This window comes from Croceicoccus hydrothermalis, assembly GCF_022378335.1.
In the GTDB taxonomy this organism is placed as follows: domain Bacteria; phylum Pseudomonadota; class Alphaproteobacteria; order Sphingomonadales; family Sphingomonadaceae; genus Croceicoccus; species Croceicoccus hydrothermalis.
Window position 1 is genome coordinate 86063 of sequence record NZ_JAIQCI010000006.1, and the last position, 12103, is coordinate 98165.

10 protein-coding genes are annotated in these 12103 nt (G+C 63.8%); 4 read left to right on the forward strand and 6 right to left on the reverse strand.

Going from position 1 to position 12103, the window contains the following annotated elements; all coding sequences use genetic code 11:
* The first annotated feature begins 31 nt into the window (after positions 1–31).
* Positions 32–565, forward strand: coding sequence for an adenine phosphoribosyltransferase (locus K4G67_RS05865; RefSeq protein WP_239805452.1), 534 nt, complete (start codon positions 32–34; stop codon positions 563–565).
* A 355-nt stretch (positions 566–920) separates the two neighbouring features.
* Here the strand turns inward: K4G67_RS05865 and purU are convergent, their stop codons facing one another.
* The 5 genes from purU to K4G67_RS05890 all read right to left on the reverse strand — a co-directional run bounded on the left by purU (position 921) and on the right by K4G67_RS05890 (position 7971).
* A complete protein-coding gene (gene purU, locus K4G67_RS05870; RefSeq protein WP_239805453.1) occupies positions 921–1769 on the reverse strand; it encodes a formyltetrahydrofolate deformylase in 849 nt (282 codons plus the stop codon).
* A gap of 322 nt (positions 1770–2091) precedes the next feature.
* Complete coding sequence (dnaE, locus tag K4G67_RS05875; protein ID WP_239805454.1) at positions 2092–5574, reverse strand: DNA polymerase III subunit alpha; 3483 nt, start codon at positions 5572–5574, stop codon at positions 2092–2094.
* Positions 5575–5668: 94 nt separating this feature from the next.
* Positions 5669–5956 (reverse strand): hypothetical protein, encoded by a 288-nt coding sequence (locus tag K4G67_RS05880; RefSeq protein WP_239805455.1) that lies wholly within the window; start codon positions 5954–5956, stop codon positions 5669–5671.
* 85 nt (positions 5957–6041) lie between these two features.
* Positions 6042–6737 (reverse strand): ABC transporter ATP-binding protein, encoded by a 696-nt coding sequence (locus K4G67_RS05885; protein ID WP_239805456.1) that lies wholly within the window; start codon positions 6735–6737, stop codon positions 6042–6044.
* On the reverse strand, positions 6730–7971 hold the full coding sequence (locus K4G67_RS05890; RefSeq protein WP_239805457.1) for a lipoprotein-releasing ABC transporter permease subunit: 1242 nt from the start codon (positions 7969–7971) through the stop codon (positions 6730–6732). Before K4G67_RS05890 ends, K4G67_RS05885 begins: the two co-directional genes overlap by 8 nt.
* A gap of 243 nt (positions 7972–8214) precedes the next feature.
* Between K4G67_RS05890 and purF the strand changes: the two genes are divergently transcribed.
* The 3 genes from purF (at position 8215) to K4G67_RS05905 (ending at position 10822) form a co-directional block, all read left to right on the forward strand.
* A complete protein-coding gene (purF, locus tag K4G67_RS05895) occupies positions 8215–9696 on the forward strand; it encodes an amidophosphoribosyltransferase (RefSeq protein WP_239805458.1) in 1482 nt (493 codons plus the stop codon).
* The gene (locus tag K4G67_RS05900; RefSeq protein ID WP_239805459.1) at positions 9693–10412 is read left to right on the forward strand and encodes an SDR family NAD(P)-dependent oxidoreductase; all 720 of its coding nucleotides are present in this window, start codon (positions 9693–9695) and stop codon (positions 10410–10412) included. Before purF ends, K4G67_RS05900 begins: the two co-directional genes overlap by 4 nt.
* Before the next feature lie 68 nt (positions 10413–10480).
* A complete protein-coding gene (locus K4G67_RS05905) occupies positions 10481–10822 on the forward strand; it encodes a PilZ domain-containing protein (RefSeq protein WP_239805460.1) in 342 nt (113 codons plus the stop codon).
* Between the two features lie 2 nt (positions 10823–10824).
* Here K4G67_RS05905 and K4G67_RS05910 read toward each other — a convergent pair whose 3' ends face one another.
* Entirely contained in the window at positions 10825–12081 is a 1257-nt protein-coding gene (locus tag K4G67_RS05910; RefSeq protein ID WP_239805461.1) for an SAM-dependent methyltransferase, read from the reverse strand.
* Between the last annotated feature and the right edge of the window lie 22 nt (positions 12082–12103).

Consider the following 12103-nt stretch of genomic DNA (forward strand, 5'->3'; position numbering starts at 1 on the left):
GCAATTGTGCAAGAGCGTCTAGCGTCGCGCGATGACCGACAATGCCGATCTTCTCGCGCTCGTCCGCGAAATCGCCGACCATCCCAAACCGGGTATCGCCTTTCGCGATATCAGCACGCTTCTGCTCGACGGTGCGGCGTTTCAAACCGCGATCGACCGCATGGCGGAGCTTTTGGACGACACCCAACCGTGCATGCTGGCCGGGATCGAGGCGCGCGGTTTCATCTTTGCCTCCGCCCTCGCCTATCGCATGGGGTGGGGCATGATCATGCTTCGCAAGCCGGGAAAGCTGCCGGGTACGCGTCTGTCGATCGAATACGAGCTCGAATACGGGAGCGATACGCTCGAAATGCATGATGATGCATGCGTCCCCGATACACCGGTCGTGCTGGTGGACGATCTGTTGGCCACCGGGGGAACCGCGCTGGCGGCGGCGCGCCTCCTCCGCGATGCGGGCGCGCGAGTCGAGCAGGCACTATTCGCGATCGATCTCGCCGATCTCGGCGGCGCGGACCGTTTGCGCGAAGAAAACATTCCGGTACGCTCGCTCATAAATATCGGTTAACGACGGATTTTCGGTTTCGCTGTCCCAAAACGGGACCGCGCCCGGCTGTAACACCGTTTGACATCACCCCGTCGATCTTGGGATGTTAAGACATTACCTGACCAGAGCATGATTAGTCCAATGGCTTTTGGCGAAGTTCCGCGAAATGGGGGCGTACCGGTCAGGTTGTTGACCAAATTCAACGGTTGTCGGGGGGCAGTCTTGAAAAATCATTCAAAAAACGCGCGTTGCGTCGGTTTCGGCGCAAGCATTCGGAAATTATCATCTTTCTCGTTTCGGCAGTTTTATTTTCGGCCTGCTATTACGTTATTTTGAGATAAGGGCAGGCGCCGCGTTGCCGCGCCCGCAAAAGCGTTTAAAAAACCACGGTCCTGAAGCCATTGAGGAAGACACGATCCTCAAGATGGGCGCGAACCGCGCGGGCGAGTACGCGCCGTTCGACATCGCGCCCCTTGGCCACCAGCATGTCGGGCGTATCGGAATGGGTGACGGCTTCGACATCCTGATGGATGATCGGCCCTTCGTCCAGATCGGCGGTCACGTAATGGGCCGTCGCGCCGATCATCTTCACGCCGCGATCATGCGCCTGATGATAGGGTTTGGCGCCCTTGAATCCCGGCAGGAAGCTGTGATGGATATTGATGCACCGGCCGGAGAGAAAGCGCGCGAAATCGTCCGAGAGAATCTGCATGTAACGCGCCAGCACCACCAGCTCGGCGCCCGTATCCGCGATCACCTGCTTGACCTGCGCTTCCTGCCGCGGCTTGGTCTCCGCCGTGATCGGAAAATGGTAGTAAGGAATATCGCCGATCAGCGACAGGGTGAGCGCGTTGCGCGGATGATTGGACACGATCGCGACCACATCCATCGAAAGCTCACCAATTCTGTGCCGGTAAAGAAGATCGGCCAGGCAGTGGTCGAATTTCGACACCATCAACACGACCTTGCGCCGCACCGCCGTGTCGCGAAGCGTCCAGCGCGCCGACATCGATTGGGCCTCGGACGCGAAATCGTCCCGATACGCGTTCAGCGTCGCCGGGCCGGGATCGAATTGTACCCGCATGAAGAACCGCCCCGTCGCGGCATCGTTGTAATGCTGCGCCTCGGTAATGTTTCCGCCCTTTGCGGCAAGGAAACCGGCAACCTTGGCGACAAGACCGGCACGATCGTCGCAGGTCAGGTTCAAAACATATCTTGGTGCCAATGCGTGTCTCCAGCTGCCGATCCGCAAGGGGTGCAACGCCCCGGTGACGCGCTATAGGCGAAAATCCGAACGGGCGAAGGGCAAAACTGCACACGCAACCGTGCAAGCGAACGCGCCCCTTCGCTGTTTTTTCGCAAACGCGCGCCGTCATTCCCCGCCCTTTGCGCTGCACGAAGGGCCGCGTACCATTCATAGGCTGCGCGGATGCCGGACCGGAGGAAGCGCGTTTCGAGCGGGCCTTCGCGGTCGTCTCGATTGCACGACACTCGGGATATAGCTTGGATCTGCCCGATCCGACGCCCGTGCCCGCGAACGCCGGAATTCACGCCACCAGCTTCAGATCCTGCACCCGTTTCGCCTCCAGCGTTGTCGCCGCGATGCCATCGATCTCGGCAATCCGGTCGACCAGTTCGCCATCGAGCATGAAACGCCGGCCGAGGCTCATTACCGCCTCGCGCCCTTCGTCCAGTTGCAGCCGCGCGATGACCTCGCCGGTGGCATCGGGGCCGGTGGGCAGCATCGCCGCCAGCTGTGCCATGGCATCCACCCGCGATACCGAAAGGCGCAGAACCATGCGCGCCGTGCCCTTCACCTCGGCCAGCGGTCGGGCGCCGCGCACGGTGACGCGCGGGGGTTCATCGATGCTGGGCCGGTCGAGTTCGACGTTGAGCAGGACGCATTCCCCGCTCGCCGCCCATTTGACGAAGCTGTCGACCAGGGCTTCCTCGAAACAGCTTGCCGAAAACTGCCCCGACTGGTCCGAGAAATCGGCCATGACGAAATCGCGGCCCTTGCGCGTCTTGCGCTTGTTCACGCTTTCGACCAGCACGGCCATCACCGCATTGGTGCGGCCCTGCCCGCCGGCGCCCTGTCCGCCGACATCGCCGACGGTCAGGCTGGCATGGGTGCGCGCGCCATTGGCGCCGGCGACCGCGCGCCATTGTTCGACCGGGTGCGCGGCAAAGTAGAACCCGAAATTCTCGCGCTCCTTCGCCATCTGTTCGGTCCGGGGCCAGCGTTCGGCGTCGACCATGCGCAGATCCTGCGCGTCTTCTTCCTCCGCCCCGAAAAGCCCGGCCTGCCCGCTCGTCTTCTCGCGCGCGGCGGCGTCCGCCACGGCCAGCAGCATGTCCGCATTGGCGATGATCTTCGCCCGGTTCGGCTCCAGCGTATCGAGCGCGCCCGCCGCGGCCAGCCCCTCGAGCCCGCGGCGGTTCATCGCGCCGGGCGGAAGGCGGCGGAACAGGTCGGCGAGGTTTTCGAACCGCCCGCGCGCAATGCGCTCGTTCACGACCGCGTCCATCGCCTTTTCCCCGACATTGCGAATGCCGGCGAGCGCATAGCGGACCTGATGCCCGTCCTCGGTCGGCTCGACGGTGAACTCGGCCTCCGAATGGTTGATGTCCGGCCCGGCGAGTGCAACGCCTGCCCGCCGCATGTCATCGACGAAGATCGAAAGCTTTTCCGATTGATGCATGTCGAAACACATCGACGCCGCGTAAAACTCGTGCGGGTAATGCGCCTTCAGCCACGCGGTCTGATACGCCAGTAGTGCATAGGCGGCGGCGTGCGATTTGTTGAAGCCGTACCCTGCGAACTTGTCGATCAAGTCGAACAGCTCATTCGCCTTCGCCTTGTCGATGTCCGACACGCGCTTGCACCCCTCGACGAAACGCTGCCGCTGCGCGTCCATTTCGGCCTGCACCTTCTTGCCCATGGCGCGGCGCAGCAGGTCCGCATCGCCGAGCGAATATCCGGCGAGGATCTGCGCGGCCTGCATCACCTGTTCCTGATAGACGAAGATGCCGTAGGTTTCGGCAAGGATGCCTTCGAGCTTTTCATGCGGATATTCGATCTCCGCCTGCCCGTTCTTGCGCTGTCCGAACAGGGGGATATTGTCCATCGGGCCGGGACGATACAGCGAGACGAGGGCGATGATATCCTCGAACTTCGTCGGTTTCACGGCCGACAGCGTGCGGCGCATGCCTTCGGATTCGAGCTGAAACACGCCGACCGTATCGCCGCGCTTCAACAGGTCGAACACGCCCGCATCCTCCCACGACAGCGTGTCGAGATCGATGGCGATGCCCCGCTGCGCCAGCAGGTCGATCGCCTTGCGCAGCACAGACAGCGTCTTGAGGCCGAGAAAGTCGAACTTTACCAGCCCGCTCGATTCCACATGCTTCATGTCGAATTGGGTGACCGGCATGTCGGATCGCGGATCGCGATAGAGCGGCACGAGCTGGCTCAGCGGGCGATCCCCGATTACCACGCCCGCCGCGTGGGTGGAGGAATTGCGAGGCAACCCTTCAAGCTGACGGGCGAGATCGACGAGCCGCTGCACATCCTTGTCGCGGCGATATTCGCCGGCAAAATCGGACGCGCCGTTGAGCGTGCGTTCCAGCGTCCAGGGGTCCGTCGGGTGGTTCGGCACCATCTTGCACAGCCGGTCGACATGGCCGTAGCTCATCTGCAGGATGCGGCCGCAATCGCGCAGCACGGCGCGGGCCTTCATCTTGCCGAAGGTGATGATCTGCGCGACATGGTCGTGCCCGTATTTCTTCTGCACATAGCGGATCACCTCGCCCCGCCGCGTTTCGCAAAAATCGATGTCGAAGTCGGGCATCGACACGCGTTCGGGATTGAGGAACCGTTCGAACAGCAGGCCGAGCCGCAGCGGATCGAGGTCGGTAATGGTCAGCGCCCACGCGACGAGACTGCCCGCGCCGGAGCCGCGCCCCGGCCCGACCGGGATGCCATTGTCCTTCGCCCATTTGATGAAGTCGGCCACGATGAGGAAGTATCCCGGAAAGCCCATTCCGGTGATGATCTCGACCTCGAATTTCAGCCGGGCATAATATTTCTCCCGCGCCTCCTCCGACAGATCGGGATAGATTTCGAGCCGTTTATCGAGGCCGCGCCGCGCATCCTCGGCCAGGGCCTTCGCCTCGCCCTCCTGATCGCCGGCGAGGCTGGGCAAAATCGGCTTGCGATAGGGCGGCATGAACGCGGTGCGCTGCGCCACGACCAACGTATTGCCGGTCGCCTCGGGCAGGTCGGCGAACAATTCTTGCATGACCGGTGCCGGTTTGACCCACGCATCGCGCGGCGCACGCGGGCGGTCGGTCGCGTCGATATGCGTGCTGTTGGCGATACACAGCAGCGCATCATGCGCGGGATGGAACGGCGCCTCGTCAAACAGGGCGGGATTGCTCGCCACCAACGGCAAGTCGCGCGCATAGGCAAGGTCGATCAGCGCGTCTTCGGCCTCGGCCTCGTTCGGGGCGCCGCTGCGCGCGATTTCGATATAGAGCCGGTCGCCGAACAGTGCCTGCAACCGGTCGCAATAGGCCGCCGCCTCGTCCTCCTGCCCTTCGGCGAAAAGGCGGGCGAGCGCCCCCTCCCCCGCGCCGGTCAGGCACAAAAGGCCATCCGTTCGCCCCTCCAGCATGTCCATGCCGACATGCGGATCGAAGTGGAGCGGCCGGTCGAGATGCGCCGCGCTAACCAGATGGCACAGATTGTCCCACCCGGTTTCATCCTGCGCATAGAGCGCGATCCAGTCGATCTGCTCCCGCCCCGGGCGCTGCACCGCGAGGAAGGTGCCGATGACCGGCTGCACCCCTTGGGCCTTGCACTCCCCTGCAAAGGGAATCGCGCCGTAAAGCCCGTTCCGGTCGCAAATGGCCACGGCGGGAAAGCCGCGCGCCTTCGCCAGCTTTGCCAATGCCTTGGGATCGATCGCGCCTTCCAGCATGGTAAAGCTGGAAAAGACGCGAAGGGGTACGAAATCTGCGTATGCCATCGCGCGATAGATAGCGAAACGCCCGCCCCCATGCGAGGGGGCGGGCGATATTTTCACCCGTTAACGGACCGCGGCGCGATCCGCCAGGCGCGGGTCAGTCGGCCTCGGGGAAATCGTCATGCCGGGCCAGCGCCAGAATTTCGGGAAGCGTGAACACCCGGTCGCCCGATTTCTGAATCACGAGATGCTCACGCTCTTCTTCTGGCAGATGGTCGACGAAGCGGACCATTTCGGCGAACGTGCCTTCGCGCATCACGTTGAAACCACGCAGCATGTTGCTTTCATTGCCGTTCGGACGATTGTGGATCGCGGCATGATCGTCCCACTCGATCCCGTTGAGATTGGGCGACTCGCCGCGAAAAGTAGTGGGGGAATGGCTCACCTGAAAGATCCTTTGTTAAGACGGTTCCATCGATCAACGCCCCTTAGTCCACCCCGGTTCCGGTTCGCAAGGCGGATTGGCGCGGCTACCCTGCGCGAAGACGCCCTTCGTGCAGGCGGACGACGCGGTCCATGCGCCGGGCGAGCCGCTCGTTGTGCGTCGCGATGAGCGCGGAGCTGCCCTGCCCGCGCACGAGGCGCAGGAATTCCTCTAGCACGCGGTCCGCCGTGGCCTCGTCGAGATTACCGGTCGGTTCGTCGGCGAGGACCAGCTCGGGCCGGTTGGCGAGCGCGCGGGCGACGGCGACACGCTGCTGCTCCCCGCCGGAAAGCTGGCTGGGCCGATGGTCGAGCCGTTGTGACAGGCCGAGCGCACCGAGCAATTCGTCGGCGCGTGCCTGCGCCTCGCCCCGCGCCCGCCCGGCGACGAGTTGCGGCAGGACGACATTCTCGCGCGCGTCGAAATCGGGAAGCAGATGGTGAAACTGGTAGACGAAGCCGAGATGTTCGCGCCGCAGCGCCGTGCGCGCATCGCCATTGAGCGCGCTGGCCTCGACGCCGGCAATCTCGATCTTGCCGCGAAACCCGCCTTCTAGCAGGCCGACCGCCTGAAGCATGGTGGACTTGCCCGAACCCGACGGGCCGAGCAGGGCGACGATCTCGCCCGGCATGATCGACAATTCGACCCCGCGCAGCACCTCGATCGTGACGCCGCCTTGCGTAAAGCTGCGGCGAAGATCGTGGAGCCGGACGACGGGCGCGGACGATACGGTATCATTCATAGCGCAGAACCTGAACGGGATCGGTGCTCGCCGCCTTGAACGCGGGGTAGAGCGTGGCGAGGAACGACAGCACGAGCGCCATCACGACGATGACGGTCACCTCGGCCGGGTCGGTGCGCGCGGGCAGTTCGGTGAGGAAACGGATCGAGGGATCCCACAATTCCTGTCCGGTGAACAATTCCATCGCGCGCACCACCGATTGCCGGAATTCGAGCGCGACGAACCCCAAAAGCAACCCCGCCATCGTGCCCATCGCCCCGATCAGGAACCCGGCCGTCACGAAAATCTTCAATATGGACCGCCGCGTCGCGCCCATGGTGCGCAAAATTGCAATGTCGCGCGTCTTTGCCCGGACCAGCATGATGAGCGAGGACAGGATGTTGAACACCGCGACCAGCACGATGATCGACAGCACCACGAACATCGCCACCCGCTCCACCGCCAAGGCTTCGAAGAGAGAGGCGTTGATCGTTTTCCAGTCGGACACCACCGCCCGCCCGGCAAGCCTTTGCGCGATGGGTGCCATCGTCTGCTCGACCGTATCCGGGTCTTCGGTCAGCACCTCGATCATGCCGATGGAATTGCCGGAAAGCATGAGCGTCTGCGCATCCTCCATCGCCATCACGACGAAGGAATTGTCATACTCGTATATGCCGATTTCGAAGATCGCCCCGATTTCATAGCCGATTTCGCGCGGCACCGTGCCGAACGGCGTCGTGCGCCCCTGCGGATTGATGATGGTGATCGTATCGCCGAGCCGCATTCCGAGCGTCTGCGCCAGCCGCGCGCCGATCGCCACCGTGTTGGAGCCTGGCCGCACCCGCGACAGATCGCCCATGACGTTCTTGTCGGCGAGCCTTGCGATATCGTCCGGCTCGTTCCCGCGGACCAGCACGGCCTCCACCCGCCCGTTGAACGTGGCGAGCAGCGGCTGCTCGATCAGCGGGGAGGCACGTGTCACGCCCTCCGTTTCCCGCACGTCTTCCAGCACGTCGCGCCAGTTGTCGAGCCGGCCGCCATAGGCCTGCACGATGGCATGGCCGTTCAGGCCCACGATCTTGTCCATCAATTCGGCGCGAAACCCGTTCATCACGCTCATCACGATGACGAGCGCGGCCACGCCGAGCATGACCGCCACGAGGCTGATGCCCGCGACGAGCGCGATGAAACGCTCCCCCTTGCCGGGCAGCATGTAACGTTTGGCGATCGTCCATTCGAAAGGGGATAGGATCACGAGGGGTGGCGGTCCGTGCATTATGGGAAGGTGCAGGCGCCCCATGAACAGGGCGGCTTTAACGCAAGGTGAAGTAGGCGGTGCGGCCCTGTGTGGCAAGCGTTCCGGTGCAAACGCGCGGGCGGTGCAACACACAGGTTGTAATCGAACGCATTTCTCGGCAAAGCGGCGCCAGCGAACGGGGGCGATCACGCCCTGCACGAAACGGCCACCCATCGGGCCGATCCGGGACATTGCGCGAACATGACCATCGAGACACACGTGAACCATCCCTTCCATGACGAGGACGGGGATACGCTGCGCGAGGAATGCGGCGTTTTTGGCGCCATCAACGCGCGCGACGCGACCGCGCTGACCGCGCTTGGCCTGCACGCGCTGCAGCACCGCGGGCAGGAAGCGGCCGGCATCGTCAGCTATGACGGGGCGGAATTCTATGTCCGGCGCGGGCTCGGCCATGTGGCCGAAAATTTCGGCGCGGGCGACGCCATCGCCGAACTTCCGGGGTCGATGGCGGCGGGCCATGTCCGCTATTCCACCACCGGCGGATCGGGCCTCCGCAATATTCAGCCGCTCTATGCCGAACTCGCCACCGGCGGTTTCGCGATCGCGCATAACGGCAATATCTCGAACGCGATGCATCTGCGCGCCGATCTGGTCCGCAAGGGCGCAATCTTTCAGTCCACTTCGGACACCGAGGTGATCGTCCATCTCGTCGCGACGAGCCGCTATCCCACCCTGCTCGACCGGTTCGTCGATGCGCTGCGCCTTGTCGAAGGGGCCTATGCGCTGATCTGCATGACGCCCAAGGGGATGATGGCCTGCCGCGATCCGCTCGGCATCCGGCCGCTCGTCATGGGGCGGGTCGGCGATGCGGTGGTCTTTGCCAGCGAGACGGTCGCGCTCGACATCATCGGGGCCGATTTCGAACGCGAGGTGGAACCGGGCGAGCTGATCGAGGTGGATTTCGACGGAAAGACGAAGAGCCACCGCCCGTTCGGCAATCGCGGATCACGCCCGTGCATCTTCGAGCATGTGTATTTCAGCCGTCCCGATTCGATTTCGGCGGGCCGCTCGGTCTATTCCGTGCGCAAGGCCATCGGAGAGCAGCTCGCCATCGAATCGCCCGCCGATGTCGATCTCGTCATCCCGGTGCCGGATTCGGGCGTGCCGGCGGCGATCGGCTATGCGCAGCAATCGGGCAAGCCGTTCGAGCTTGGCATCATCCGCTCGCATTACGTGGGCCGGACCTTCATTCAACCGTCCGACGGCGCAAGGTCGAGCAGCGTCAGCCGCAAGCACAACGCCAACCGCGCGCTGGTCGAGGGCAAGCGGATCGTGCTCATCGACGACAGCATCGTGCGCGGCACCACCAGCCTCAAGATCGTGCAGATGATGCGCGATGCCGGCGCCACCGAGGTGCACATGCGCATCGCCAGCCCGCCGACCATGCACAGCTGTTTCTATGGCGTGGACACGCCAGAGCGCTCCAAATTGCTGGCCGCGCGGATGGAAGTCGAGGCCATGCGCGAATTCATCCAGGCCGACAGCCTGGCCTTCGTCTCCATCGACGGTCTCTATCGCGCGGTGGGTGAGGAAGAGCGCAGGTCCAAGTGCCCGCAATATTGCGACGCGTGCTTTACCGGCGATTATCCGACGAAGCTCACCGACCTCGAAGAGCGCACCGACCCCGATCAGATGTCCCTGCTGCAGGAGACGGCGGCGTGAGCGACGAGAAGAATCTCGACGGGCAGCTCGCGCTCGTCACCGGGGCGTCGCGCGGGATCGGTGCGGCGATCGCGCAATCGCTGGCCGCGCGAGGGGCGCATGTCGTGCTCACTGCGCGCAGCGACACCGCGCTGGAACAGGTGGAGGACGCGATCCACACCGCCGGCGGAAGCGCCACCATCGCGCCGATGGACCTGTCCGAACCCGATGCGGTCGCGCGGCTTGCCGCCGCGATCCGGGGCCGCTGGGACGCGCTCGACATGCTGGTCATCAATGCGGCGATCCTGCCGCAATTGTCGGCGGTGCAGGATATCGACCCCCGCGAATTCAGCCGCGCGATGACCGTGAACGTCCTTGCGACGCAGACATTGCTGACCGCGTTCCATCCCATGCTCAAGTCGTCGAAGGATGGCCGCGTCGTCGGCATCACCAGCAGCGTGGGCGCGAACCCGCGTGCCTATTGGGGCGCGTATGGCGCGACCAAGGGCGCGTTCGACGTGCTGCTCGATTGCTATGCGCAGGAAAATGCGAAGGTGTCGTGCATCCGCACCGCGATCGTCGACCCCGGCGCCACCCGCACGACGATGCGCGCGCGCGCCTATCCAGGTGAGGATCCGCAGACGGTGAAATCCCCCGACACGGTCGGCGAAGCCGTCGCGCAATTGATGTCGGAGCCGTTCGTAACCGGGCATAGACTTCGCGTTAATCAAGCCTGATAGGCAAACCTTCATATTTCGAGAGGAGATTGCCTCGCAACACGATGATCCCCATCGGGAGTGTTGCGATGCAAGCCTTGCTTCAACGAAAACGTCAGACGGCGTCGCCCCGGGACCGCCGTTATGCAACCGCGGCCGGCCTCGCAATTCCGGCCAAACTCAGGCCGTCCGGCGGGCGCGGATTTTCAACCGTGGTCCACGATTTCTCGATCGGCGGCTTTTGCGGCAAGGCGGCTGAACCATTGCGCGAAGGGACCTTGTGCTGGCTTTACGTGCCGGGCATCGAACCCCTCGCATGCGAGGTGATATGGTGGCGCGACAACACGGTAGGCTGCGCCTTTCACGATCTACTCGATTTCGGCACCTACGAATCCATCGTCGCGAGTTGCCGCATGCCGGCGCGGCTCTGACGCTATTGTCGGATCAGCGTGACCTGATGCACGTCGATCCCGCCGCCGCGAAAACCGCCCTCGCAATACATGAGATAATAACGCCACAGCTCGACAAATCCGCGGTCGAAACCGGGCGGGAGCAGACCATCCTCCACAGCGCGGTCGAAATTTTCGCGCCAGATACGGAGCGTTTCGGCGTAATCGCGCCCAAAATCATGCTGATCCTGCCATGACAGGCCTCGCGCCTCGGCGAGTCTGCGAAACTCGCTTGTCCGGATGAGAAGACCGCCGGGAAAGACATAGGTCTGGATGAAATCGGCGCTGCTGGCGTAGGCGTCGAAAATGTCGTCGCGGATCGAGATATACTGAATCGCCGCGCGCCCGCCCGGCTTCAGGTTGCGGGCGATGCAATCCATGTATGTCGGCCAGTATTCGCGGCCGAGCGCCTCGACCATTTCGACGCTAGCGATGGCGTCGAACTGCCCTTCGACATCGCGGTAATCCTGCCGCCGGAAATCGATGGAGAGCGCCTCCTCTTCCGCCCTCTCCCGCGCATAGGCCAGCTGTTCGTCCGACAGGCTGATCGCGGTGACATCCGCCCCGTGCCGATCGGCCAGCCGCCGCGCAAGAAAACCCCAGCCGCACCCGATTTCCAGCACCCTGTCGCCGGGCGTCAACGCGAGTCGGTCCGCCAGCGCATCGACCTTGGCGAATTGCGCGTGCTCCAGATCGCGCGTGGTGTCGGTAAACATCGCGCTGGAATAGCTCATCGTTGGATCGAGCCACGCGGCGTACAAATCATTTCCGAGGTCGTAATGGGCCGCGATGTTCACCTGCGCCCCGGCCTTCGTATTGCGTCGCAAGCGGTGCAGCATCCGGCTGGCCAGCCGCCACGGCCCCTTTGCCCGCCCGACAGAGCCGAGCGTTCCGGCATTGGCGATGAACAGCGCAAAGATCATGACGGGATCGGGGCTGTCCCATTCGCCCAGTTGCCATGCGCGATACCACCCGACCGACCCGCCAGTGGCGAGCCGCAACAAGGCGCGCCAGTCGTGGAGCCGGATCTGCGCCGCGAAACCCGGCGCGCGCCCGCCCACGATGCGGTGGCTGCCATCGGGCAATTGCGCCTCGATCGAGCCGGTCGCAATCCCGGCGTCGATACGCTCGACCAGCCGATCGGCCCCGCCGGATATCATCCGCGCGAGCCAGCCTGTGCCATTTTGCCAGTCGAGGCCCGCCTGTGTCAGGTGCCTGCCGCGTGGTTCGGGTGCATTCATCGCGGCTCCCTATGGCGCGGGA